The sequence below is a fragment of the Exiguobacterium artemiae genome (assembly GCF_033342815.1).
GTDB lineage: Bacteria > Bacillota > Bacilli > Exiguobacteriales > Exiguobacteriaceae > Exiguobacterium_A > Exiguobacterium_A artemiae_A.
Map to the genome: position 1 here is coordinate 17,315 of NZ_JAWPEN010000009.1, position 26,627 is coordinate 43,941.

General features: G+C 48.4%; 23 protein-coding genes. 18 read left to right on the plus strand and 5 right to left on the minus strand.

Annotated elements, in window-relative coordinates; translation table 11 throughout:
• The first annotated feature begins 219 nt into the window (after window positions 1–219).
• Window positions 220–2,226: a copper-translocating P-type ATPase gene (locus tag R7V76_RS09815; RefSeq protein ID WP_318092287.1), complete on the plus strand. Its 2,007-nt coding sequence runs from the start codon at window positions 220–222 to the stop codon at window positions 2,224–2,226.
• Between the two features lie 142 nt (window positions 2,227–2,368).
• Here the strand turns inward: R7V76_RS09815 and R7V76_RS09820 are convergent, their stop codons facing one another.
• Entirely contained in the window at window positions 2,369–2,866 is a 498-nt protein-coding gene (locus R7V76_RS09820) for a hypothetical protein (RefSeq protein ID WP_318092288.1), read from the minus strand.
• A 255-nt stretch (window positions 2,867–3,121) separates the two neighbouring features.
• Here R7V76_RS09820 and acnA point away from each other — a divergent pair, with 255 nt between their 5' ends.
• From acnA to R7V76_RS09870, 10 genes are all read left to right on the plus strand, one after another.
• Window positions 3,122–5,845, plus strand: coding sequence for an aconitate hydratase AcnA (gene acnA / locus R7V76_RS09825; RefSeq protein ID WP_318092290.1), 2,724 nt, complete (start codon window positions 3,122–3,124; stop codon window positions 5,843–5,845).
• Window positions 5,846–5,911: 66 nt separating this feature from the next.
• On the plus strand, window positions 5,912–6,376 hold the full coding sequence (locus tag R7V76_RS09830; protein WP_318092291.1) for a DUF3939 domain-containing protein: 465 nt from the start codon (window positions 5,912–5,914) through the stop codon (window positions 6,374–6,376).
• A gap of 196 nt (window positions 6,377–6,572) precedes the next feature.
• Window positions 6,573–7,280: a hypothetical protein gene (locus tag R7V76_RS09835; protein WP_318092292.1), complete on the plus strand. Its 708-nt coding sequence runs from the start codon at window positions 6,573–6,575 to the stop codon at window positions 7,278–7,280.
• 75 nt (window positions 7,281–7,355) lie between these two features.
• Window positions 7,356–9,599 (plus strand): AAA family ATPase, encoded by a 2,244-nt coding sequence (locus R7V76_RS09840; RefSeq protein WP_318092294.1) that lies wholly within the window; start codon window positions 7,356–7,358, stop codon window positions 9,597–9,599.
• A gap of 12 nt (window positions 9,600–9,611) precedes the next feature.
• Window positions 9,612–10,046 carry an acyl-CoA thioesterase gene (locus R7V76_RS09845; protein WP_318092295.1) on the plus strand — a complete coding sequence of 145 codons (435 nt, stop codon included), beginning with the start codon at window positions 9,612–9,614 and terminating at the stop codon, window positions 10,044–10,046.
• A gap of 95 nt (window positions 10,047–10,141) precedes the next feature.
• A complete protein-coding gene (locus R7V76_RS09850) occupies window positions 10,142–11,182 on the plus strand; it encodes a M15 family metallopeptidase (protein ID WP_318092296.1) in 1,041 nt (346 codons plus the stop codon).
• 17 nt (window positions 11,183–11,199) lie between these two features.
• Window positions 11,200–11,820 (plus strand): glycerol-3-phosphate 1-O-acyltransferase PlsY, encoded by a 621-nt coding sequence (gene plsY, locus R7V76_RS09855; protein WP_318092297.1) that lies wholly within the window; start codon window positions 11,200–11,202, stop codon window positions 11,818–11,820.
• Window positions 11,821–12,023: 203 nt separating this feature from the next.
• Window positions 12,024–12,788 carry a DeoR/GlpR family DNA-binding transcription regulator gene (locus R7V76_RS09860; protein WP_318092298.1) on the plus strand — a complete coding sequence of 255 codons (765 nt, stop codon included), beginning with the start codon at window positions 12,024–12,026 and terminating at the stop codon, window positions 12,786–12,788.
• A 25-nt stretch (window positions 12,789–12,813) separates the two neighbouring features.
• Complete coding sequence (locus R7V76_RS09865) at window positions 12,814–13,479, plus strand: copper homeostasis protein CutC (RefSeq protein ID WP_318092299.1); 666 nt, start codon at window positions 12,814–12,816, stop codon at window positions 13,477–13,479.
• A 387-nt stretch (window positions 13,480–13,866) separates the two neighbouring features.
• Window positions 13,867–14,505: a DUF975 family protein gene (locus R7V76_RS09870; protein ID WP_318092301.1), complete on the plus strand. Its 639-nt coding sequence runs from the start codon at window positions 13,867–13,869 to the stop codon at window positions 14,503–14,505.
• A 55-nt stretch (window positions 14,506–14,560) separates the two neighbouring features.
• Here the strand turns inward: R7V76_RS09870 and R7V76_RS09875 are convergent, their stop codons facing one another.
• A complete protein-coding gene (locus R7V76_RS09875; RefSeq protein ID WP_318092302.1) occupies window positions 14,561–15,442 on the minus strand; it encodes an NAD(P)-dependent oxidoreductase in 882 nt (293 codons plus the stop codon).
• A complete protein-coding gene (locus tag R7V76_RS09880) occupies window positions 15,439–17,187 on the minus strand; it encodes an ABC transporter ATP-binding protein (RefSeq protein WP_318092303.1) in 1,749 nt (582 codons plus the stop codon). The genes R7V76_RS09875 and R7V76_RS09880 overlap by 4 nt, the downstream gene beginning before the upstream one ends.
• 130 nt (window positions 17,188–17,317) lie before the next feature.
• On the opposite strand from R7V76_RS09880, the gene R7V76_RS09885 reads away from it, so the two are divergent.
• From R7V76_RS09885 to R7V76_RS09900, 4 genes are all read left to right on the plus strand, one after another.
• A complete protein-coding gene (locus tag R7V76_RS09885; protein WP_318092304.1) occupies window positions 17,318–17,758 on the plus strand; it encodes a YaiI/YqxD family protein in 441 nt (146 codons plus the stop codon).
• A gap of 78 nt (window positions 17,759–17,836) precedes the next feature.
• A complete protein-coding gene (locus R7V76_RS09890) occupies window positions 17,837–19,480 on the plus strand; it encodes a sensor histidine kinase (RefSeq protein WP_318092305.1) in 1,644 nt (547 codons plus the stop codon).
• A gap of 21 nt (window positions 19,481–19,501) precedes the next feature.
• Entirely contained in the window at window positions 19,502–21,256 is a 1,755-nt protein-coding gene (locus R7V76_RS09895) for a sensor domain-containing diguanylate cyclase (protein WP_318092306.1), read from the plus strand.
• Window positions 21,257–21,309: 53 nt separating this feature from the next.
• Window positions 21,310–21,591 carry a hypothetical protein gene (locus R7V76_RS09900; RefSeq protein ID WP_318092307.1) on the plus strand — a complete coding sequence of 94 codons (282 nt, stop codon included), beginning with the start codon at window positions 21,310–21,312 and terminating at the stop codon, window positions 21,589–21,591.
• A 115-nt stretch (window positions 21,592–21,706) separates the two neighbouring features.
• On the opposite strand, the gene R7V76_RS09905 is transcribed toward R7V76_RS09900, so the two are convergent.
• Both R7V76_RS09905 and R7V76_RS09910 read right to left on the minus strand, forming a co-directional pair.
• On the minus strand, window positions 21,707–22,678 hold the full coding sequence (locus R7V76_RS09905; RefSeq protein ID WP_318092308.1) for a DUF4003 family protein: 972 nt from the start codon (window positions 22,676–22,678) through the stop codon (window positions 21,707–21,709).
• A 55-nt stretch (window positions 22,679–22,733) separates the two neighbouring features.
• The gene (locus R7V76_RS09910; protein WP_318092309.1) at window positions 22,734–23,255 is read right to left on the minus strand and encodes a DUF1836 domain-containing protein; all 522 of its coding nucleotides are present in this window, start codon (window positions 23,253–23,255) and stop codon (window positions 22,734–22,736) included.
• 113 nt (window positions 23,256–23,368) lie between these two features.
• On the opposite strand from R7V76_RS09910, the gene trhA reads away from it, so the two are divergent.
• From trhA to rpiA, 3 genes are all read left to right on the plus strand, one after another.
• The gene (gene trhA / locus R7V76_RS09915) at window positions 23,369–24,016 is read left to right on the plus strand and encodes a PAQR family membrane homeostasis protein TrhA (RefSeq protein ID WP_247857523.1); all 648 of its coding nucleotides are present in this window, start codon (window positions 23,369–23,371) and stop codon (window positions 24,014–24,016) included.
• A gap of 119 nt (window positions 24,017–24,135) precedes the next feature.
• Window positions 24,136–25,863 carry a M3 family oligoendopeptidase gene (locus tag R7V76_RS09920; RefSeq protein ID WP_318092310.1) on the plus strand — a complete coding sequence of 576 codons (1,728 nt, stop codon included), beginning with the start codon at window positions 24,136–24,138 and terminating at the stop codon, window positions 25,861–25,863.
• A 46-nt stretch (window positions 25,864–25,909) separates the two neighbouring features.
• Window positions 25,910–26,608 carry a ribose-5-phosphate isomerase RpiA gene (rpiA, locus tag R7V76_RS09925; protein ID WP_318092311.1) on the plus strand — a complete coding sequence of 233 codons (699 nt, stop codon included), beginning with the start codon at window positions 25,910–25,912 and terminating at the stop codon, window positions 26,606–26,608.
• The last annotated feature ends 19 nt before the right edge of the window (window positions 26,609–26,627 follow it).

Here is a 26,627-nt window from a genome sequence, read left to right on the forward strand (position 1 = left end):
GTTCCAGCACTTGTTTTTTTACGCTAAATAGTCTTCTTCAAAAAAGGGTCTTATTTTAAAAGATATACCCTACCTGTATGATAGTTTTTAATTTTTAATGTGTCAAAATACATTTTATATATAAAAATAATTTAAAGAAAAACGATAGGTCACTCTATATGAGTAGGATATCTATATATATACCATACGGGTATACAGTACGTAAAAGGGGGCTTTCTTATGGATCACCATATCGATCACGAACATACTCAGCATGAAGATCAACAAATGGGTCCTTCACATCATGAACATGAAGGAATGATTGGAGACTTCAAGAAAAGATTTCTCGTATCGTTAATATTGACTATTCCAATCCTGCTACTTTCCAAAATGATTCAAGAGTGGTCGGGTATCAACATTAGCTTTCCGTATGACGACGTTGTTTTGCTCTCTTTATCCACAATTGTCTACTTCTATGGTGGATGGCCGTTCTTAAAAGGTAGCTTAGACGAAATGAAACAAAAAAATCCGGGAATGATGATGTTGATCGCTTTAGCGATTAGCGTTGCATACTTTTATAGTGTTGGCATCATCTTAGGTCTAGGAGAGGGGCATGACTTTTTCTGGGAGTTAGCAACGCTCATAGATATTATGCTTTTAGGACATTGGATTGAAATGAAGTCAATCATGGGCGCGTCTAACGCGCTACAAGAATTAGTGAAATTGTTACCCAGTATTGCGCATCGAATTGATGATGAAAAAATAGAAGATATTGCGGTGTCGGAATTACAGACTGGTGACGTGATTCTGATCAAACCTGGGGAGCAAATTCCAGTTGACGGTAAGATAATAAAAGGAGCAACGACAGTTGATGAATCGATGCTGACAGGTGAATCTCTTCCCATCGAAAAGAAAGTGGACGATAACGTAATTGCTGGCTCCATTAACCAAGAAGGAAGCTTGACCGTTGAAACGAAAAATACGGGTGAAGGCACATATCTATCAAAAGTAATCGAATTAGTCAGCGAAGCGCAGGCATCTAAATCTAAAACACAAAATTTAGCGAATCGTGCAGCAAAAATCCTCTTCTACGTCGCTGTTTTGGCCGGTGTACTGACATTCATCATTTGGCTTGCACTAGGATATCCGCTCAGTATTGCGATCGAGCGTATGGTGACTGTCATGGTCATTTCGTGTCCCCATGCACTAGGACTTGCAGCGCCATTGGTCGTCTCTGTCTCGACGGCCCTGGCTGCTAAGAAAGGGTTATTGATTCGAAATCGGACACAGTTTGAAGAGGCGCGGAAATTAGACGCCATTATTTTTGATAAGACAGGTACTTTAACGCAAGGTAATTTTGGAGTGACTGATATAGTGCCAGCTGATAAAATTTCCTCAACCGAACTACTTCGTCTAGCAGCTGGAGTCGAACGTTCATCCCAACATCCTCTTGCTAAAGGTGTAGTGAAAAGAGCAGAAGAGCTACAACTATCACTTCCATCGGTTGAAGATTTTATGTCGATGACAGGAATCGGATTGGAAGGAAAAGTAGAGGGTACATTAATTCGTGTAGTGAGTCCTCGATATATTCGTCAAGAAAAAATAACGATTGATGAGCTCGCTTTTGAAAAATTATCTGAAGAAGGAAAGACTGTCATATTTGTATTGAAAAACAAGCAACTACTAGGAATGATTGCACTTGCTGATTTAGTAAGAGAAGAAGCAAAAGAGACTGTGACTGCTCTTAAAAACAGAGACATAAATTCAATCATGCTCACCGGTGACAATAAAAAGGTCGCACATTGGGTTGCCAAACAGTTAGGTATTGACGAAGTTCATGCAGAAGTTTTACCTGATGATAAATCAAGACAAGTAAAAAACATCCAATCGGAAGGTAGGAAAGTAGCCATGGTCGGTGATGGCATTAATGATGCACCCGCACTGGCGCAAGCTGACGTAGGGATTGCGATTGGTAGTGGAACCGACGTGGCAGTTGAGACCGCTGATATCGTACTGGTCAGAAGTAATCCGAAGGATGTTCTCGCTATTCTTGAACTTTCCCGAAGCACTTATAACAAAATGATTCAAAACCTATGGTGGGCAGCTGGTTATAACATTATAACAATACCACTAGCAGCAGGCGTTCTAGCTCCCTATGGTGTGATCTTATCTCCAGCGATTGGGGCAGTGCTAATGAGTCTTAGCACCGTCATTGTTGCTGTAAATGCTAGGATGTTAAAAATATAAAAATATTATGTGACCTAATTCACCCTATCAAGTTAATTGTGATAATTACCTATTATTACAATTAACACGAATAAGTATATACAACTATCGACATCAAAAACGCCCCCGAAACAACGGGGGCGAAGCAACAATATTTTTTTAATTAAACCGTCTCATCCGTAAACGTTTCACCGGTCCGGCGCACGGTCGCTCCGAGTTCAGCGGCAATCGCGTTGATCGCTTCCGAATCCTCGTTGACCTCACTGATGATGATGACGCCGTAGTGGTCAGGATTAATTTGGTTGAGTGTCCGGTTAAACAAATCAAACGAATCGCGTTCGTTTTTTTCGTCACGGTTCGCGCCGATCAGGTAACCGGCGACGGAACCGATGAGCATGCCGAACGGTCCGCCGACAACGCCGACTGCCATTCCGATCATGGAGCCTTTAAACGATTGATCCTGTTGCGTGAAGTCGATCGCATCGATGAACGAGAAGCCGTCCGTCTCATTGCGTTCAGCAAGCACCATCTGTTCCATTTCAATCTCTTTGATTGCTTCGAGGTCCTTGATCGTCTCAAAACCGGTTTTGGCTTTTTCCAGATCGTTGAAAATAATCGTTGTGACGACGTGCGTTGCTTCATTGTTTTTATATTGTGCCATAATTTCCGCCTCCAGAAAATTCTGATGTCGTTCTACAATTTACTTGTACCCGTAACAGAACCATTAAAAACTAGAAACGGTGTGCCGTCATGAGCATATGATTGATATAGCTTCTCAATTAGGTGATAAGTAAAACTTATTGAAGGTCTTTTGTTCTTTCAAATTGTAACGGGGCTCATATTATACTATGATAGAGCTGTACAAGTAAGCGGTATCAGGGGCTTGATGTCGTCAACACTTAAAGGGGGAATCAGCATGAAGCAAACGCAACCATCGCAAGACGTCTTTGGTGCACGCCGTTCGTTTGAAGCAAACGGTAAAAATTACAACTATTACAGCATTGAAAAATTGGAAGAACTCGGTCTGACGGAAGTCAAACGTCTTCCGTATTCAATCCGTGTGCTGCTTGAATCTGTTCTTCGTCAACAAGACGGTCGTTCGATTACACAAGAGCATGTCGAAAACTTGGCGAAATGGGGAACTGCCCAAGTATCGAATGATATCGATGTGCCGTTCAAGCCGTCACGCGTCATCTTACAGGATTTCACAGGCGTTCCGACTGTCGTCGACCTCGCGTCACTCCGTAAAGCGATGCAGGACCTCGGTGGAGATCCATCAGTCATCAACCCGGAAGTTCCGGTTGATCTCGTCGTTGACCACTCGGTTCAAGTCGATTCTTACGGATTTGCCGGTGCACTCGCTGAAAACATGGATCTTGAGTTCGAACGTAACGAAGAACGTTACAAATTGTTACGCTGGGCGACAACAGCATTCGATAACTACCGTGCTGTACCGCCTGCAACAGGAATCGTCCACCAAGTTAACCTTGAGTACTTGGCATCTGTCGTTCTTGAAAAAGAAACAGCAGACGGTTCGGTTGATGTTTACCCGGATACACTCGTTGGAACGGATTCTCACACAACAATGATCAATGGACTTGGTGTCCTTGGTTGGGGTGTCGGTGGAATCGAAGCAGAAGCAGGGATGCTCGGACAACCGTCATTCTTCCCGGTTCCTGAAGTCATCGGTGTCCGCATCACAGGTGAAATGCACCCTGGAACAACAGCGACGGACGTTGCCCTTCGCGTAACAGAAATGTTGCGTCAGCAAAACGTTGTCGGTAAATTCGTTGAGTTCTTCGGACCGTCACTTCACTTGATGTCACTGTCTGACCGCGCGACAATCGCCAACATGGCACCTGAGTACGGCGCAACTTGCGGATTCTTCCCGGTTGATACGGAAACGTTGACGTACCTTCGCTTGACAGGCCGCGATGAAGCATTGATCGAAAAAGTGGAGAACTACTCAAAAGCAAACGGCTTGTTCTACACGCCGCAAAACGAAGATCCAACATTCACGAAGACGGTTGAACTGGATCTTTCAACAATCGTTCCTGCTCTTGCCGGACCAAAACGTCCACAAGACCGGATTGATTTGACGGACGTCCACACGTCGTTCCAAAAAGCATTGACGGCACCACAAGGTAACGCGGGCTTTGGTCTTGCGGAAGACGAAGCAAGCAAAGTCGCGGTCGTTCAATACGAAGACGAAGCGGTAGAGATGCGTACGGGAGACCTTGCGATCGCAGCGATCACGAGCTGTACGAATACATCGAACCCATACGTCATGATCGGTGCCGGACTCGTCGCGAAAAAAGCAATCGAACTTGGATTGACGGTTCCGAAATACGTCAAGACATCCCTTGCACCGGGATCAAAAGTCGTAACGGATTACCTTGAGAAATCAGGACTTCAACCGTACCTCGATCAACTCGGCTTCAACACAGTCGGTTACGGATGTACGACATGTATCGGAAACTCGGGTCCACTTGACCTTGCCGTCGAAAACGCGATCCTCGGATCAGACCTGCTCGTCTCGTCTGTCCTCTCAGGAAACCGGAACTTCGAAGGACGGGTTCACCCGCTCGTCAAAGCGAACTACTTGGCATCACCACCACTCGTCGTCGCCTACGCGATTGCCGGAACAGTCGACGTCGACATCATGAACGCGTCACTCGGAACAGGCAAAGATGGACAAGAAGTCTTCTTCGCGGACATCTGGCCGTCACGTGACGAAATCCAAACGATCATCAACACGGTCGTCACACCGGAAAGCTTCCGTGCCGAGTACGATTCAGTCTTCACAGGAAACGAACGCTGGAACAATCTTGACGTGCCGACAGGCGATCAGTATGACTTCGACGAAGAGTCGACATACATCCAAAACCCGCCGTTCTTCGAGAACTTGGCGAAAGAAGCCGGTCATGTCGAAGCATTAAACGATCTCCGTGTCTTCGGTAAGTTTGCGGATTCTGTCACGACAGACCACATCTCACCAGCCGGTTCATTCTCGAAAACGACACCAGCCGGACAATACCTTGTCAGCAAAGGTGTCGCACCAAAAGACTTCAACTCATACGGTTCACGTCGTGGTAACCACGAAATCATGATGCGCGGAACATTCGCGAACATCCGGATCCGTAACCAAGTTGCTCCAGGTACAGAAGGCGGCTTCACGACGTACTGGCCAACAGGCGAAACAATGGCGATGTACGACGCTGCGATGAAGTACAAAGAAGATGGCACAGGTCTTGTCATCCTCGCTGGTAAAGATTACGGAATGGGTTCATCACGTGACTGGGCAGCAAAAGGAACAAACCTTCTTGGTGTCAAAGCCGTCATCGCCGAGAGCTTCGAGCGGATTCACCGTTCGAACCTCGTCATGATGGGTGTCTTGCCGCTCCAATACGTAGCTGGCACATCGGCTGAATCACTTGGCTTAACAGGTGAAGAAGCAATCAGTATCGCAATCGACGAGTCAGTTCGTCCGCGTGACATCGTCGAAGTCACAGCGACAGCTGCAGACGGAAAAGTCACGAAGTTCGAAGCGATTGCTCGTTTTGATTCAGAAGTCGATATCGATTACTACCGTCACGGCGGAATCTTACCGATGGTTCTCCGCGAACGCTTGCAAAACTAAACCGTTTACATTAACGTTTGAGGTGGGGGCAACCCCACCTTTTTTGATGCAGAAAGGGGCGAGACCGTGAACCGATTCAAGAAATGGTTTCAAGCAAAAGAAGAACCCGAGCTGCCGGTTCGCGACGTCACGCTCGATGAAGTCAAACGGGCGACACATGCGTTTGAATCGGCGTTGCCGAAAGGAACGAACCGGACGATTCTGCTCGATGAAGAACAACGGATTGATTTAACGCAACTTGCGCCATATCTTGGTGCCCGCTCGACGCAAGTCTTCTATATGTCACGCGAGACGTTTACGATCATGGAAGCGAAAGACCATTTGACGGTCTATGAGATGGATCATGTCCAGATTGCAGTCGACCGGTACTTCGAGAAAGAACGGAAGTTGCCGCTCAAACCGCACTCGAAGACATTCCAGGTCGATGGTGCAAAGCTGTTTGAGCAGGGATATTTACGGGAGTTGCCGAAGCATCTCTATTACCTGGTTGATGAATCAATGATTGTCTCGCTCGAACCAAAAACCGATTAACACAGCCGGATTGCTCTGAACGGGCAGTCCGGTTTTTTGATGAACCGGCTACTTTTCTAAAAAACAGAATCAATTGTTCAAAAGTCTGACGTATTTCTTCAGAAATGCAGGAATCTTGGACAAACCCTTTGTATTCTAAGCCTAAAACCGATACCATTAACATGAAACGAGACAAATATAGGATGGTGTACATGGCATGACGAAACGAACGAGCACATGGATTGCAGTCGCAATCGTGGCAATGGCGATACTCCTTGCCTATAATTTTTACCTATTGAATAAGACACAGACCGCTAATGAAGATAAAGCTGATCCGGTCAAACCGTTTTATACGATGTCGCGCATCCAATACGTCGAAAAGAAATTGTCGACGACAGAAGATGCACTCGAGACACGGACATATGAAGTCGTTTTTGATGATAAAGGACATTTCCGGACAGAAGTCATCGACGGTCCGTCAAAAGGAACGATGGCGATTTGGGACGGGAAGATGTTCCGTGAGTATGATGCGGACGGTAAACTGTTGAATGAGACGAAAGCATCGAAAAGTGTCAGTGCGCCGCGTCCATTCTTGTCACGCGGCTTTAACGAACAAATCATCAAGTTCATTGAAGACGGTGACTTTGGTCAAGTCGAAGGTGAAGCCGATATCGCCGGAAATGCGGCTGACGTCTATGTCAAAAAAGAGCCTTCGAGCACAGTCCCGAAAGAATGGATCAAACAGTATCCATCGTTCTTCGACAAGGATGACAATGCGGAAGAAGCGACCTATTATGTCGCGTCCGATCGGTCGAAAGTACTCGGCGCCGAATCCCGCAATAACGGAAAGCTGTTTTACTCCGTCAAGATGAAAAAGATCGAGACACTGGATACATTCGATCCAAACTGGTTAAAAGCTAAATGAGGACAGACCGACTTGAGCGTCACAACGTGGCGACCAAAGTCGGTTTTTTCGAGAAGCAGGAGGAATCAAGACAATATGGAGACGTTCTCAAAAGAGGAGATGTTCAAACAGATTACGGCTTGGGAAAATGGGGCGAAGGTCGAAGAAGTCCTGGCCTTACGTTATGCCCAGAGCAGCCGTCTATTACAGGAAACGGAAGCGTTAGTCCGGATTTTAGCCTTACTCGTCGAACATCGTTACATCATGACGGGACGGATTGATGCCTTGGCCGAAAGTTGGATGCAGGAAATCCGTCAACACGACCGTCTGCCGGAGCGGCTCGAACAGTTGTTGATCGAACAACAACTCCAGAGCAGTTATCAACTACTGGTCGCGAATACGTTTCCGACAATCCGCGAGACGGACAATGCCAATGCGAAACGGTCCGCGACAAAGGAATTGATTCAACAGGCGGCTCAAATTCTGCACGAGACGGAGCGGGTCGTCGAACTGACGGAACGTTTACGCCGGATGGATACGGCGCGTTGGTCGGAACTGTTTGAAGCCGGTAAAGCATTGCTGTTGTCGAGCGCGTCGCTCGAACAGATTGCGACGGAATTTCTCGACAGTCTGCAGGAACGGTTTTATTCGCGCGATGCCTTCCGGGAGATGACAGAGCTGAAGGCGACGGCACTGCAGGATTTACGACGGGTCGTGTCCTTGCTGCCGGCAGAAATCAAACAGGTCGAACGGTCGGCGCTTGAAGAACTTGACGCGATGATTGGTCTCGATGACATCAAACTGCGTGTGCATCAGATGTACCGCTTCTTGAAATATCAGCAAAAACGGACGTCAGACGGCTATCGCTCGAGTGATCAACCGTCACTCCACATGATTTTCATGGGAAACCCCGGAACCGGTAAGACGACACTTGCGCGGCTGATGGCAAAAATCTATCACGAACTCGGTCTGCTCGAACGGCCGGAAGTCGTCGAGACGGATCGTTCGTCGCTCGTCGGTGCGTTCGTCGGTCAGACGGAAGAACAGGTCATGAGTAAAGTCCGGGAAGCGGTCGGCGGTGTTCTCTTCATTGACGAGGCCTACGCCTTAAAACGCGCCGGACAAAGCGGAAATGATTACGGACAGGCGGCCATTGATACGCTGGTTGCCGCGATGACGAGCGGGGAATACGCCGGTCGGTTTGCCGTCGTTCTGGCCGGGTATCCGGAAGAAATGCGCGATTTCCTGAAAGCGAACCCCGGTCTGCGGAGCCGTTTCCCGGAATCGAATCATTATCTGCTCGCAGATTATACCGATACGGAACTGCTTGAAATCGGTCGTTCGATTGCGACGGTCAACGATTATGTCTTGACGGAACAAGCCGAGCGGGCCTTATTGTCCCGGCTCGAACGCGAACGGGTCGACGCCAGTTTCGGTAACGGACGCGCCGTCCGTAATATCGTCCTCGATGCCATCTTCAAAAAAGGGGCGAGTCTCGGGGAAAGCGCCAGTCACGAAGATTTTGCACTGCTCGAACAAGCTGATTTTGAACTTGTCGCTTCAGATGATAATACCGTTGAGGAACGACTCGAACAATTGGTCGGATTACAGCCGCTGAAAGCAGAAATCAAACAGATCCAAGCGTTGTTATCGATGCAGAAGCGCCGACAGGAAGCCGGATTTAAAGTGTTGCCGGTCGAACTGCATGCGGTCTTCAGCGGCAACAGCGGAACCGGGAAAACGACCGTCGCGGCTTTGTATGCCGATGTCCTCCGCCAGTGTGGTTACTTGAAGCGGGGCCACTTGAAAGTCGTCAGCCGGGCCGATCTTGTCTCGGGCTACGTCGGTCAGACCGCGCAACAAACACGTGACGTCATCCGTGATGCTCTCGGCGGTGTCCTGTTCATCGATGAAGCGTACGCGTTAAACGGCGGTGCCAACGATTTCGGCAAGGAAGCGATTGATACGCTCGTCGACGAGATGACGAAACATGCCGATAATCTGGTGGTCGTCCTCGCGGGTTACGAGCAGCCGATGCAGGCGTTGCTCGCAAGCAATCCCGGTCTGAAATCCCGTTTTAAACGCGAATTCCATTTCCCGAACTACGCCAAAGACGAGTTGATTGAAATCATCATCAATTACGCCGCCCAGTACGGATATCAGTTGACGGAGGAAGCGAAAGAGACACTCGAGGGAATGATCGAGACGGTTCCGAACGGAAATGCCCGTGCCGCGATTACGATCGTCGAACGGGCAATTGCGAAACAATCCGTCCGATTAATTGACAAACTTAGCTTAACCGGTTCAGAATGGTCCTATCTTGAAAAAGAGGATTTTTAAGGGGGAAGTTGCATGCACACGATTGAAATACCGGTCCGTTACGCGGAAACCGATATGATGGGCATCGTCTATCATTCGAATTATCTCGTCTATCTTGAAATCGCACGGACGGAACTGATCAAGTCGCTCGGACTTGATTATAAGGAAATGGAAGAAGCCGGATATGTCTCGCCGGTCACAAACGTCAATCTCGATTACAAACGGTCGTTGACGTACGGAGATGTGGCACATGTCTCTGTCTGGATTGATCATTATGACGGTCTGCGGACGATTTACGGTTACGAAGTGAAGAATGCGGATGGTCAACTGGCTGTGTCAGCAAAAACGACACATGTCGTCGTTAAAAAAGAAAACTTCCGACCGATCCGCTTACCAAAAGTCTTTCCGAACTGGCACGCAATTTACGAACAAATGCGTACCGACGATGCCGCACTCGTCTCCAATTAAGCCTCCGCCCTCAGCAGGATTTCTTGCGTGAGGGCTTTTCTAATCAGTCGATTAGAGGTAACATAGAATAGCACCAAGGAAGCGGGGAATTAAAAATGAAAAAAATCGTAGCAGTCAGTACATTGGCGCTCCTCCTTGCAGGATGTAACCCTGGGGATCAGGAAGCGCAAGACAACTCAAAAACCGAACAGGCGAATAAAAGCGCAGACGAAAAGGCCACTTCAGATTCTGAAAAAAGTGATGCCGAAGTAGCAAAAGAAAAAGAAGCAAAAGAAGCAGCGGAAACCAAAAAAGAAGCCGAAGCGAAAGCGGAAGCTGAGAAAAAAGCAGAAGAACAGGCAGCGGCCGATAAAAAAGCGGCGGAAGAAAAAGCGGCCGAAGAGAAAGCAGCGGAAGAAAAAACGACGGAAGAGAAGTCATCGGACGCATCTTCGACAGAAGACAAAGCGACCGATAAAAAAGACGACGGGAAAACCGATTCTGCTCAGGATCCGGAACCGGCCAAACCGTCGAAACCGGAGTCCGAAACACCGGACGTCGATAAATCAGATACAAAAGCCGATTTGTCACTGGGTGAGTTAGTCGTCGTCAACAAAAAGTACAGCTTGCCGATTGATTACAAACCGTCGGATTTAGTCGTACCGAACGTCAGCTTCTCGTATTCCGGCGTCCTCGAACAAAGTTACATGCGGGCACCCGCAGCGAAGCAAATGGAAAAAATGTTTGCCGATGCGAAAGCAGACGGCGTGACACTGAACGCCGTCAGCGGATTCCGTTCCGGTTCACGTCAGACCGTCCTTTACAACAACTATGTTGCGCGTGACGGAAAAGCGGCTGCCGATCAGTATTCTGCGCGTCCCGGTCACAGTGAACACCAGACCGGACTTGTGTTTGATATCTCGGCTCCAAGTGTCGGGAACGGATTGACAGCAGAGCTCGGCGATACAAAAGAAGGAAAATGGATTGCGAACAACGCAGCGAAGTATGGCTTCATCGTCCGGTATGACCGTGGGTTCCAGTCGCGGACTGGGTACACGTATGAACCATGGCACATCCGGTATGTTGGTGTCGGTCCAGCCACACAAATTAAAAATAATGGGCAGACTCTCGAAGAATATATGAAGGTCGGTCACTAATACGTTGGAGGTTGACCATGATTGAAATCATCGGGATTTTAATTTTAGGCTATTTACTCGGATCGATTCCATTTGCCCTGCTTGTCGGAAAATGGGGACACGGCATTGATATTCGGCAGCACGGCAGCGGGAATCTCGGGACGACGAATACGTTCCGGGTCTTAGGGAAAAAAGCGGGAATCATCGTTTTGATTGGTGATCTCGGTAAAGGGGCAGTCGCGAGTCTCGTGCCGATTTTGCTCGCTTCCGAATTACACCCGCTGTTTGCCGGACTTGCGGCCGTCATCGGACATATTTATCCGGTCTTTGCCAAGTTCAAAGGCGGAAAGGCGGTCGCGACGTCCGGCGGGATGTTGCTCGTGACGAGTCCGATTTTGTTCCTTGTGTTGTTGATTTCCTTCTTGACGACGTTACGACTGAGCCGGATGGTTTCACTCAGCTCGATTGTCTCGGCAAGTATCGGTATCGTGGCTGCCATCACGATTGGTATCGTCGAGCAGGACTGGATCGTCCCGACGTTCTTTACGATTCTCGCCCTGTTCGTCATCTTTAAACACCGTGAAAACATCAGCCGGATCCGTCAAGGGACGGAATCAAAAATTGGTATGTTTGCGAAAGATAAAAAAGAAATCGACTGATTTCGACCGAATGCTGTTGTTCTTCTGTGATCGAAGGGCAATAGGATTCGGTTTTTTTGTATGAATATCTCGTTAATCTGAAAAATAAACGAATTCAACAACAATTCATAGGAATTACACGTTTTTTTACACCGGATTTACAAGACCTTTACAGACGTTCGCTACACTAGAAGTAGTACTTGTCTGTAAAGGGGGAAGGTCATGTGTCGTTATTAGGAGAGGAACGAAAATCACAAATCATGCAATGGCTCGAAGAAGAAGGGAAAGTCATGACAAAAGATTTGATCGATCGGTTGGATGTCTCCGGTGAGACGGTCCGACGGTATCTCGAAGAACTCGAACGGGAACGGCAACTGAAGCGGGTCTATGGTGGGGCCATCTATCAGGGCGGCAAACAGGAGTCACCGATTTCGCGGCGGACAGACCAACTGTCACGGCGACTGGCGCGTTATGCCAAAGGCTGGCTCAGTGACTACTCCTGCATCTTTTTAGGAAAGGGCGAACCGGTCGAGCATCTGTTACCGTACCTCAGTGGGGGAGCGACCATCGTGACGAACTCCTTATCGATTGCCAGTCATCTGGAACAGTGCCGGGAAACCGGACCATTCCACGGTGAAATTCGATTGCTCGGCGGAACCGTCGATTCATTTGGACAGACGGTCGGGGTCGAAGTTCTTCAGGCACTGGATGCCTATGCCTTTGATGCCTCGTTTTTAACATTTGACGGGGCCGAGATCGAGCGCGGGTTCGTCAGTGATGACATCGAATCATCCCTGATTCAAAAGGCGATCATCGGACGGACGAAGGATGTCTATGCCTTTTTGGCGTGTGACGAGTTCGAAGGAAACCGGAAGTACAAAGTCGCGGAATTCCGTCGTGCTAAAATCGTCCTCAGCCCCTCTACCTATCCACCTTCCTGGGAAATGAAACTGTTCAACGAACGGGTGAATTGGACCGTCGTCTCGTGATACACTAGGGCGGGAGGGATGTATCATGTTAGAAATCATTGCAGCAACAGTCGAAGAAGCAACAGCAGCCGAGCGGGCGGGAGCTGACCGGTTGGAACTTGTCTCCGCCTTATCGGAAGGCGGTTTGACGCCAAGTTACGGGTTGATCCGGCAAGTTCTGTCGTCGGTCGAGATTCCGGTCCATGTGCTTGTGCGTCCGCACAGCAAGTCATTCGTTTATTCGAAAGCCGATCAGGAAACAATCATCACGGACATCGATTTGATCCGGGAACTCGGAGCAGCAGGAATCGTCGTCGGTTCGTTGACACCGGACGGTCGTGTGGACGAAGGATTCCTTGGACGGATCATCAAACATAAAGGCGACTTGTCGTTGACGTTCCACCGGGCAATCGACAGCAGCCGTGACATCATGGAAGCGGCGGAAGTGTTGGCTGATTTTCCAGAAGTCGACCGGATTTTGACGTCCGGGGCACAACCGACAGCACTTGAGGGTCAGGTTGTCATCGCCGAACTGATCGAACAGTATCCCGACTTGATTGTTTTACCGGGCTCCGGTATCACAGTCGAACGGGCGGAAGAATTACTTAAAACAACCAACGCCACCGAGTTACACGTCGGATCCGCTGTCCTCGTGGACGGTCAAGTCGATCCGGAGAAAGTTAAAGCGTTAAAACAATTGCTGGCACGTTAATCAAAGTTATTCGTTGACGCGACAGTCAACCTTATGAAAAATGAGGACAGATTTGAATCTGTTCCTCTTTTTTTATTTCGAAGAAACCACTTCATTCACGAGACTCCTACAGGAAAAAGCGCAATTTCGATTGCGCTGTCAGAGACAAACAAGACCCGCTTCCCTAACCATAAGGGCAGGGAAACTGGCTTGTGTCTCGCCTGAGGAATGCGAGTGAAGAAAAAGTGGTTTCGGTTGCGTCGTTTTTTAAAGAAGAGAATGAAATCCAATTATTACAGCTGTCCAAAAATCGTCACATCTTCAGTCTTGTGAGGGGATGATTGCTATTTTTTCAAAGCAGACTACGGTACACTGAAACAAGAATGTTGATAGATAAAGGAGTTCATTATGACAAATTTACAGTACAAACAGGCGGCACTTGCGACATTAAAAGGCAAGTGGCTGACGGCACTCAGTATTTCGATCATCTACTTCCTGATTTTTGCGCTGGCAGCCAGCCGGATGTCGTTTGACCAGGACAATATCGACAGCATGCTGCGTTTCGTCGCCTTGAATATCGTCGTGACGATTGTGCTCGCACCGGTCACGCTTGGTCGGACGATTGCCTACTTACGTTTTGTCCGCGGTGAGTCGGCCGGGATCGGGACGTTATTTGAAGGATTTGCGTCGATCCGTTTCTACCTGAAGACGATGGCGGCCTACACACTGGTCACGCTGCTCGTTTACATCGGCTCTTTTTTAATCCTTCCCGCAATCTACTTTTATCTGATGTACCGTTTGGTGCCATTTTTATTAGTCGATCGACCGGATTTGTCGTTTTTCCAAGTACTCGGGGAAAGCCGTCGGATGATGCATGGTCATAAATGGCGCCTTGCGAAACTGTATCTCAGTTTCATCCTCTGGGGGATTCTTGCGCTGCTCAGTACTGTCGGCGTCGTCCTGCTGACACCGTATTTTGATACGACGATGGCCCATTTCTATGAACAATTGAAACAAGAACAACAGACAGCAACACGTACAGCATAAAAAACGAGTCTGACTTCCCCCGGCTGGGAGTGTCAGACTCGTTTTTGTCGTCCATTTAATCCGACGGTGTTTTTTCTTTTAACAGCAGGTAGAGTGCCTGTGTTCCGGATTCGGCATGACCGGAAGCCGCCAGTTCGTCATACAGATCCTTGACGAGTGCAAGTCCCGGTGTCGCAATCCCCATTTCCTCGGCCCGTTCGAGTGCCAGGTTCATGTCTTTGATGAAGTGTTTGACGAAGAAGCCCGGTGAATAGTTTTCCGCAATGACACGCGGGATCAGGTTTTCGAGTGACCAGCTGCCGGCAGAACCGCTTTTGATCGTCTCGACGAACTGTGTCGGATCAATCCCGGATTTCGTGACGAACAGCAACATTTCGGCTGTTCCGATCATCGATCCGGCAATTGCGATCTGATTGGCCAGTTTAGCCGATTGACCTTGTCCCGGACCACCGAAGCGGGCGATTGATTTTCCCATTGCTTCGAATAACGGTCGGACGGTGTTGAACGCGTCTTCGTCGCCGCCGGCAAGAATCGCGAGCGTCCCGTTTTTTGCACCGAGATCTCCGCCTGTGACAGGGGCGTCGAGCGCTCGCAGACCTTTCGCGTCCGCCTGTTCCGCAATCCGGATCGCAAGCGCCGGACTTGATGTCGTCATATCGATGACGATTGTTCCTGGTTTCGCGGATGCTAAAATCCCGTCCTCCGCCAAATAAATCTGTTCGACGTCCTGCGGATAACCGACGATGGAGATGACGACATCGACATCTTGGACGGCTTCCTGAATCGTATCGACGATGACAGCACCGTCCTGTTCGAGCGGTAAGCCCTTTTCTTTTGTCCGGTTATAGCCTTTGACGGAAAAACCGGCTTTTAATAAGTTGCGGACCATGCCTTGACCCATGACGCCGAGTCCGATGAAACCAATAGTTTTTGTCATGTATTACTCCCCCTGGACGTTTCGGTTTGACCGATGAATTGTTGCGTTACGAGTTTATTATACAAAACATTTGTCTCAACGAGGGTGTCATGTGTTCCGATACCGGACACACGCCCTTGTTCGAGAACGACGATCTGATCCGCATGCCGGACGGTGGCGAGACGATGGGCGATGACGAATGTCGTCCGTCCTTCCATCAGCCGTTCGAGTGCTTCCTGGACGACCCGTTCCGATTCGGAATCGAGACTTGAGGTCGCTTCGTCGAGTAGTAATAATTCCGGATCGCGTAAGAGGGCCCGGGCAATCGCAATCCGTTGTCGTTGACCACCGGACAGCTTGACTCCGCGTTCACCGATTTCCGTATCGTATCCGAGTGCGAACGAAGAAATGAATTCATCGGCATTCGCCATTTCAGCAGCATCGCGGATTTGTTGCTCCGTGACCTGTTGCGTCAAGCCGTACAGCAGATTGTCGCGTATCGTTCCGGACAGGACCGGTGAATCCTGGGCGACATAGCCAATCGCATTCCGCCAACTCGCAAGCTCGAACTGATCAATCGCATGACGGCCGAGTTCGATTTGACCGTTCGTCGGCAGATAAAACCGTTCGAGCAAGGCGAATAACGTCGATTTCCCGGAGCCGCTCGGACCGACGATTGCGGTTGTTTGACCACGCGGTAACGAGAACGTGACATCGTGCAACAGTGTCGCCTCGTCGTAGCCGAACGATAAATGATTAAAATGAACGGCTGCAAACGGACGCTCGACTTGTCGTGTCCCGTCCTGTTCCGGTTGTTCTTCGAGCAGTTCGGAAATTCGTTCTGTTGCGCCGCGTGCTTTTTGTAATTTCGAGACGAATTCAGTCATCGTCACGAGCGGCGTCATGATTTGAAACAGATACAACGAGAAAGCGACGAGTTCACCGGCTGTAATCTGGTTCGTCGAGACACGGTAGGCACCGAAGCTGATGATGACGATCAGCATCGATGTCAAGGCGACATTGAAGACAGGCAGTAAGATGGCCTGAATTTTTCCTTCCTTCACACCAAATCCAAACAGATGTTCAATCCGCGTTTTCCCGCGGTCCATTTCGTAGGTTTCGGTCGCCTGTGATTTGACGAGCCGGACTTCACCAAGCATTTCCGCAAAAAATCCGGATAAGCCGGCGAGCTCCTTTTGTGTCTCCCGTGAAATCTGATGCAGCTTCCGGACGAGCGGAATGATGATCAAGAGTGTCAACGGGACGGCGATGACCATGACGAGCGTCATTTGCCAGTCGAGGAAAAATAAAATCGTGATGGCGCCGACAATCGAGACGATGGAGGTCAACAGACGGACGAGTTGCTCCGATAATAACTGTTGTAACGTCGTCGCATCATTGTTGAGGCGTGAGACGAGTTCGCCCGACTTCGTTTCGTCATAGAACGGAATGGGTAAAGCTAGCAAGTGTTTCCATAACATTGTCCGTAAGTTGGCGACGATCCGTTGTCCGGCAACTTGCAACCAGTAAATCGAAAAAGCATTGCTGATCATCTGGACGATGAAGACGGTGACAAAAAGGGCAATCAGACCCGGTGTCACCTGATCGATGGAGAAGTTGTCAATCAGGGACTTCAAGAACCAGGGAATCATCAGTGCAGCGAGTGCCTGGATGATCGAGACTATCACGGCGGCTGACAGCAGTCCGACCGGTGGCTCGCTTTTCTTCAGTAAGGATAAAAATGAGCTAAATGTAGCAGGTTTCAAGTCGGCACATCCTTTCCTTTCTATTGTCGGTTCTACGGCAGTTACGGTCAACTGAGAGGGATTGACTTGACAGTAATTCCGGTCGTCACAGACACTAAATGAAAGGGAATTGAAAAAGGAGTGGCAGGACATGAAAATATGGATTGATGCGGACGGGTGTCCGGTCGTCGATTTGACGATTCGATTAAGTAAGGGGTACGAAGTGTTTTTAGTGTGTGATACGGCACATCAGTTCAACCGGGAAGGGGCGACGACCATCACGATTGGTCAGGGTGCTGACGCGGTCGACTTTGCCATCGTCAACCGGATGGCACCGGGAGATATCGTCGTGACCCAGGATTACGGGTTGGCAGCACTTGCTCTTGCCCGCAACGGACGAGCCGTCGATCAAAATGGCCGGATTTTTACGAATGAAAATATAGATTTCCTTCTACATACACGACATGTCGGTCAAGAAATCCGACGGGCTGGTGGACGGACGAAGGGACCGAAAAAGAGAACACGACAAGAAGATGTTGCCTTTGAACAATCGTTTCAGCGCTTATTGGCAGAAACGACTCCTCATTCTTGAGTTAAATGCGCAACGAAAAATTAAAATCTCATGTTATAATTTGAAACATGAATGCATGTATTGGAAGGAGGAAGCCCATTGAAAAAAATCGTACGATATCGTCCGGAAAAAAAGACGAGACCGTATCGTCTGAAAACGAGTCCATTTCCGGTCAAGGAATTGCAGACGACTGATCGTCAACGAATCGGTCAACTGACACAAGATTTGGCGGAAGTTGAACATAAACTGAAACACCGGAACGAAATCATGGAAGCATTGGCGACCCAAAACGTGGAGTCTGCCTGTGAGACGTTACTCGTCAAACTGCTGAAACTGATTAATCTTGAATCGGGAGCCATTCTGTTATATCGCCGGGAACAATTGAGCCATCTTGTGACACAAGGGGTGGAAGACATTGAATTGATTGAAAAGGATTTAGATCAGTATTCTGTGTTGCGCCGTGCTTTTGTCATGCGCAAGTCGGTTCAGCTCCCGTTGGCAGAGCAGATGTATGAATCCGCGATTCCTGTCCAGTCGCCAAGCAATGGCGGTGTCGTCGGTGTCATCTATCTTAAACATCCATTTGAACAGTTTAACTTGGAGCAGGTCGGGGATATTTTGGATTTGTCACGTAAACTCGGCATGACATTGGAACGTCACCTGTTGTTTTATCAAATGGAACACGAAAAAATCAAAACCTACCAATTACTCGACTCGATTCGGGAAGCGGTATTGTATATCGAAAGTAGCGGCGAACAGATTTATGCTAACCAGGCATTGTTGAACATGTTTCCGCCGAAGCTCGTCAGTCAATCTCAAGGTTTTCGCCACGCCTATGAACGGGCGACTTCTTTATTCGAACATGTCGATCAGCCGGATGCGCTGCATGACTACATTGGTCAATTGATGAACGGTGAGATTCCGGGCGAGACGATTGAACTGTCGGCGTTTCGCGGGAATTTGTTGCTGAGTGCCTATGCGGAACGAATCGCCATCGCCAATGTCGAGTGGGGGATGATGCTTGTCCTGCGTGATGTCACGAAAGAAAAAGAACTCGATCTGAAGCAGTCAGAATTCGTCTCGATCGTTTCGCATGAACTCCGAACACCGCTTTCGTCCATCATGGGCTTTACGGAACTATTGATGCGCCGTTCACTTGATGGTCCGCGTCAAAAAAAATACCTTGAGACGATTCATTCGGAGACGGTCCGACTAGCAGAATTGATCGATGATATTTTAGAAATCCAAAAAGGGGAGGATGTCTCCCAAGGCATCGTCAAAAAACAGCTTGATCTAAAAAAACTGGTTTATGAAATGCGACCGATGTTTGAACTGGCGAGCAGTAAACACCGCATCCGGGTAAGCTTTGACGCGGGTGATTATCAGATGACGGCCAGCGAAGAAAAGATGAAGCAACTTTTCACGAATCTGATCATGAATGCCATCAAATATTCGCCGGATGGCGGCACGATTCAAGTCCGGGGTCATATGAAGGGATCCCAGATGGTTTTGACGATTGAAGATGAAGGAATCGGAATTCCGGAAAAAGCATTGCCGTATGTATTTGATAAATTTTACCGGGCCGATAACTCGGATACGCGAAAAATTGGCGGAACGGGTCTTGGTCTCGCGATTTGCCGGATGATTGTCATGGATCACGGCGGGTCGATTGCCGTCCAGTCGGAAGAAGGGCGAGGCAGTACGTTTACGCTTCAATTTTCGGTCGAACTGACAGAAGACTAAGAACGAAAGGAGGGACGGAACGTGGATAACTCGCAAATGCGATATGAAGCCTTACACCCGCTTGTCGAAGATATCTTAAATCAGTTAAGTGAGAAAATCGGCGTCAACACACTGTTTTTTGCATTAAATGATTTAAACAGCAATTTTATCGTCAAGGCGATTAATCATGGGAAAGAACTGATTGAAGAGGGGACGACACATGTCTTTCAACATGTCCTCTGTAAACTGGTCATCGATGAAACGGACGGTAAAATTCAAATCAATGAATTATTAGCGAACCCCATGACAAGCGATCACCCGGTCACACAAACGCTTGGCAACGGAAGTTTTCTCGGTGTGGCGATTAAAAATGCCAACAACGAGAAGATCGGAACGTTGTGTGCTTTTGATGATCAACCTTACGAGTTTAGTGAAACAGAGTTAGAGATGATTGAAAGTTACGCCGACATCATCAGTAAATCAATCAGTGTTGAGACGTATGTCATTAAGGATGCATTGACGAACGTCTACAACGAACGCTATATGGATCGTTTGATTTCAAGTGTCTCGAGCCAACCGACTTTTTTGATGGTTCTCAATCTCGATAACTTTCATGCCGTCAATGCGAAGTATGGATACCGGATCGGAAATCAGGTCCTTCAGGAAATCGCATCTCGGCTGAAATATGTAGCGATTCCGGAACACGTCGTTGGACGAATGGAAGGCAATGAGTTCATCATTTTGGCGCCGTTCGAACAAGCTGATTTTTCAGACCAGGGTCGAGCATTTGCCGAATTAATCATCGAAGCGATTGAGCAACCGATCATGAACCTTGCCGATGAACCGATTCGTCTGACAGCTTCATCCGGTGTCAGCCTGTTGACGGGTGACCATATGAACCGCGAGACACAAGTTTATGCAGCAGAAGCGTTGATGCAACAAGTTAAACTGGATGGCAAAGCAGGCATCTTATTCGTCGATCAACAGCGCGAGGTCGAACAACATCCGTTTAACCATGTGTTGGAACAGGAATTGGACCAGGCACTGGAACGCGGTCAGTTTGAATTGTATTACCAGCGGATATTTAATGCGAAACTGGGACAAACAATTGCCGTTGAAGCTCTACTGCGTTGGAATCATCCGGTCCTCGGATTCGTCAGTCCGACAGACTTCATCCCGATCGCAGAACGGACAGGCAAGTTCGGTCAAATCGGTCACTTTACAGTTGCGCAGGCACTTTTGGATAGTGACCGGCTAGAGAAGGAACTCGGGCGTCCGGTGACGATTTCTGTCAATCTCTCAGCCAGTCAGTTTAAGTCGGATGAGATGCTCGGTGATTTGCTGCAATTTGCGAACTGTGCATCGTTTAAGAAAGACCGGATTGTGCTTGAAATCCGGGAAGAAGTCTTGCAAATCGGGAAACGAAAAGTCATCGAGCGTCTTGAGAGGTTACGACGGGCAGGGTACCGCCTGACTGTTGACCATTTTGGCAGTCATTATGCGTCTCTCAATTCACTGCTCCGATTACCGGTGCAATCCGTCAAGCTGGATCCGATTTTCACACGACGTCTCGTTCAAAATCAGCTGGAACAGTCGATGGTCCAGTCCGTCTACTCGTTGACACAGGTGCTTGGTATCTCTCTTGTCATCCAAGAAGTCGAAACAAGCGCTCAATTCCAGCACATCCTTGCAGTGGGAGATCCGCTTTATGTCCAGGGACATTACATGCATCATCCGCAACCGATCGCGAACTTGATTGCCGATTTTTCAAAGACCACGCATACTCAGGATGTTTAACCGTCTCTTGTAAGGGAATACTCTAATCATTATGATTTGAGGGGGATGTTACCATGTCAGAGCAACACGAAAAAGAAACGGATCCGATTACATCGGGGAATCGCATGACAGATGACGAGATTGCGGGTCGTGACCAGTCGGATACGGCAAAACAAAAAGATTCCGATTCAAAATCGGAGCATCAAAAGGACGTTCAAGATAAAAAGTCGTCGGATTCAGACACTTCGGAACAACCGGATTCTGAACCATCGTCGGAAGAAGCACCTGATTTATCTCACGAAGCTGATGAAGACGGCGATGTTACACCGTCTGATGCAGACGATCAACAAAAATAATCGGAAGCATCTGCCGGTTTTTATACGAACAAGGGAGACGGATTTTTGCAATCCGTCTCCCTTGTTCTGTTTTTTCGAGAAAACCTATACGGAAACAGGTGCTGGATAGACGAGTTTAATCGCCACCACCACCACCATCGCCGCCGTCAAGTCCGCCGTCCGCCATTCCACCGTCTGTTGCGTGGGACGTATCCGTCAAGTCGACCGGGAACAAGAAAACAGGAATGAAATCAGTCGAATTCGTCCAGTCAGCCGGGCTGTACGGGGCAAACAATTGGTGCAACGTCGGATGATCCGCCAGATACAGCCGGACCGCCGTCAGGAAAACTAAATCCTTCCGGTATTTAAAGTGTGGGTTTTGGCGCAAGCGTTCCGATAACTGGTCAAGCGCGTCTTGATGGGTTTCCGGTTGACCGAGTAATGCGAGTAATGCATGAAACGATAACGGAATCCCCTGTTTACGGTAAAGATTTCGGGATCGGACGAGCTGATCCAGATAAAGCGGATGATCCGCGTCTGGCAATAACGCAAACAGCAGGGCCGTGACATATGATTGCTGGGACCGGCCGAACCGCTTTTTCAACATATTGTACAACGATTCAATCTGCTCATGGATATTTGCGATTTCGCCCCGGCGGAGACTGTTCAAAAACAGGAACGAGATGAGCAGGGGAGTGACGATGAAGCGATGAGAGGTTTTGCAAAGGCGGTACAACGAAACGGTCCGTTCGAGCTGAATATCCGTTGCTTCCAGTCGGCTGATCAATAGAGCAGTGGAATAGGCATTCAGCGGATGGACGAGCCGGTGTGTTGCAAAGAAACTGTAGATTGACATCATCGGGGCAATCCGTTCCGACGGTTCCGCATCGTACGCGTGAATTTTTGAAGCGAGCAGCAAGGCTTGTGTCTGATGCGAGCGGAGATGATCCTCCAAAAATTGAGCCGTTTTCTCCAATGCGGGAAAAGGTGAGGAATGGCGTCCGACGGCAGCATCAAAAGCAAGCTCGATGATAACGCCGTCCTGGTAACTGACGAAATAATGTCCTGTTTCATCTAATCGTTCCAAAAAACGTTGTCCGATATCCATCCCGCACACCTCATCCTTTTTTCCCTATTTTACCATGAACGTAAATGAAAGAGGCTTACTTTTCTAGACCGTCGATTAAACGTTCCGCCGCGCGACGGTATAAGTTACTCATATGGGCGAGTGACAGAATCAGTTGCAACTGTTCGAGATGATCCAAGTCATCTGTTGGTGGCTGCTGCTCCTCGAAGACGGTTAAGTTGGCTGCCGTCGTGTCCAAATAAGACTGATAAAAATCTTCTAAATCAATCGTCTGTTCGGTCACACCGGTGTTCAAGTCCGTCAAAATCGTTTTGATGTCATTGATCGAAAATGTGCCTTTCAATTGATAAATCAGACTGATCAGGATCAGATGATTTTTTGTATACTTTTTGTTTGTGACCGGGAAAAATAGTTTTTTCTTCGCGTAATTATTGATCATCGTCTTTGTTAAAATCGTTTCGCCTTCTGTCCGCGTCGTCTCTTCAAATGTCCGTTCGAACAATTGGATGACCTGATCCATGTAGAGGTCGATGTTCGGGATATCCGCTAAATCCAATTGCCGGTCGAGTGATGGTTTCGGTTGATCTGACTGTGTCATGAAAATACCTCCAAAAAAATAATGCGGAATGGCTTCCTATTTCTCTAGTGTATGATAGAATGTTCATATAACGCCATGTAGTATTGAAAACTACATAGTAATGGAGGGAAATTATGAAAACGTATATGAGAGAACCCATCAATGGTCTGACCCATCTTGGCGGAGCCGTCTTCGCCTTTATCGGATTGCTGGCTCTAGTCATCAAAGCAGCACTGGAACGGGGAGCCGGACTCCCGATCGTCGCGACGATCATCTTTGGTGTCAGCATGATTGCCTTATACGCGGTCTCGGCGACGTATCATATGGTACTGGCCAGTGACCGGGCGATTGCGACGTGGAGACGTCTTGATCATTCGATGATTTATCTGCTGATTGCCGGGTCCTACGCCCCGTTTTGCCTGATCAGTCTGAACGGACCGACCGGTTGGGTCCTGTTCAGCATCGTCATGCTGATTGCTGTCTTCGGTATCACCTTTAAACTGGTCTGGTTCAACAGTCCGCGCTGGTTGTCGACGACGCTGTACATCGGAATGGGCTGGATCATGGTCTTTGCCATCACGCCACTCGCAGCCGTCCTGTCGCCGGTCGGAATCGGTCTCTTGTTCCTTGGTGGAATTTTCTACACGATTGGTGGTATCATCTACGGATTAAAACCGCGTGTTCTTTCGTTCAAACACCTCGGCTTTCACGAGATTTTCCACGTGTTCGTCCTGCTCGGCAGCTTGGCGCATTTCCTGTGTGTCTATTTCTTTGTCATTTAATGAGTGTAACCAAACATCCTTCCTTTAGCGGAAGGATGTTTTTATTTGGGAAAAAAAGGTTTTTCGGAACGGGACACGAAAACTAGAATATAGAACGTATAGATAGAGGAGGAAAACCTATGCCTACGACCGATTCCCGCTGGCAACTGGAACAGCTGTATTCGATTGAGGAAACAGAAAGAATGATTACCACGTTACAGGAACAACTTGACGGGTTTGGTACCGGTCAAACATCGGTATCATCAGAATTATCGACATTAGAGCGAATCAGATGCCACGTTGAAGAACTGAGTGATTTTGTTTATTGTTTGTATGCGGAAGATGTTTCGCGTCAAGAAGTGAACCGGCTGCTCGAGCAGACCGAGACGCTGCAAGCAAGTCTCCGGACAAGTGAAACGGTCTTCGAGGAACGGTTATCGAAGCTGTCAGAAGCAGAGTGGACAATTCTTCAATCTGAAACGTCGTCTTATTATCTGACCGAACGACGCGCCATTATGGAACGACGTCTGCCGGCAGAACAGGAAAAATTAATTCAAGCACTGGCGGTTGACGGATTTTCAGCATGGGAACAATTATATGAACAGCGTTTGACCGGATTACGGGTTCCGCTTGCTGAAACAAACGTCACAATTGGACATGCCCTGCATCAAGCGTTCTATGGAGCGACACGAAGTGAGCGGCAAACAGCGGCGGCAGCTGTTGTTGAAACATGTGCTGCTGAACGCGATGACTTTGCGATGATTCTAAACCGGATTGCCGGATTTCGGTTGCAAGTCTATGCGAAACGGGGATGGAATGATCCGTTAACCGAACTGTGTGAACAAAACCGGATGAAACAATCAACGATTGAGGCAATGCTCGCGGCAATTGATCAAAATCGTCCGCTGTTCCGCTCTTATTACGAACGCAAGTTGTACCTTGCACATGTTGCGGATCCGGAATGGCACGATTTAGAGGCGAATATCTTTACTTCACATGATCATATTTCCTATGGGAAAGCACAATCGATCATCCTGCATCAATTTAATCGACTTCATCCGCGGCTGGCAGCTTTTACAAAAGACGTTTTTGACAAGGGATGGATTGATGCGGAAAACCGGTCGCATAAAGCGGAAGGCGGTTTCTGTGCCTCTTTCCCGGTCGCTAAAGAAAGCCGGATTTTCATGACGTACCGCGATGCCTATCAGGATATGGTTACACTTGCCCATGAACTGGGTCATGCCTATCATAATTCACTGTTGCATGAATTACCGTTTCTCGACCAGATCAAAGGAACGAGTATTGCTGAGACGGCCTCGACGTTCATGGAAAACCTGGTCCTTGATGCTGTCATAGAAGAATCGGCGCGTGAAGAAAAACTGGCGATGCTTGAAATCAAAATTCAGGAAGGCTTAAAATATGTCGGAACCATCCCGACCATGTTCCGATTCGAACAACGTTTTTACGCCGAACGACAGCGGGGAGCGGTCTCGAGCGAACGGATTGCCGAACTGATGCGGGAGGAAGACACACGTTTATATGGCAATCTATTGGCAGAACCAGCTCCTTATACCTGGATCTATGTCGGTCATTTTTATGATACAGGGAAACCGTTCTATAACATTCCTTATACAGTCGGTTATTTATTGAGTAACCAATTGTATGCGTCCATCAAACAATCCAAAGTGGCATTCACCAGTCAGTTTGAACCGTTGTTGCGCGCATCGGGACAGGCGACAATTGAAGAACTGATTGAACAGTATATGAACGGCAAACCGGATTCTGTTGATTTTTGGCATCAAGCACTGGAACCACTGCTTTCTACGATTGAGATGTACTTACAAGAGACGTCGAGACTCGTCGATTGAACTCCTGAGCAATCGGGAATAGGGTAGTAACGAAGGAGTGGTGCGGATGTATGAACAGGAGAAGACGATGCTGGCAGAAGCTGCCATCAAGCATGTCAAAAACGGGATGGTTCTCGGTCTCGGGACAGGTTCGACGACCCGGATATTCATCGATGTCCTCGGCAAGTGGATCGAAGCAGGCGGACAGGTCCAAGGGGTGGCGACGTCAGACGAGACGGCGGCACAAGCCGAACGGTTGAACATTCCGCTGCTGTCGCTCGAACAAGTGACGCAGATTGATCTGACCGTCGACGGGATTGATCAAATCGATCCGCAGTTCCAGGTGCTCAAGGGCGGCGGTGGTGCGCTGTTCCGTGAAAAGGTTGTCGCACTGATGAGTCGCGAAGTGCTCTACTTAGCAGACGCTTCGAAATTCGTCCATCATCTGACCGGACCGTTACCGGTCGAAATCGATGCGTTTGCGAGACCGTATGTCGAACGTTTTTTACAGGACAAGCATGTCGACGCGACGCTACGGGAACACGATGGGAAACCGTTTATCACGGATGGTGGACATCTGATTTTGGATGTGGATCTCAAACGGATCCAGGACGTGCATCATTTTGCGAAGGAACTGAAAAGTTTGACCGGTGTCCTCGAAACCGGTTATTTCGAACGGCAGCCGGATCATGTCCTGACAATCGAACAGGGACAGGTCAGACGGCTCGCGCATCCTGAGTTACGGGACGGAGGCGGACTTGTCTGAGTCGTGTTTTTAGAGAAAG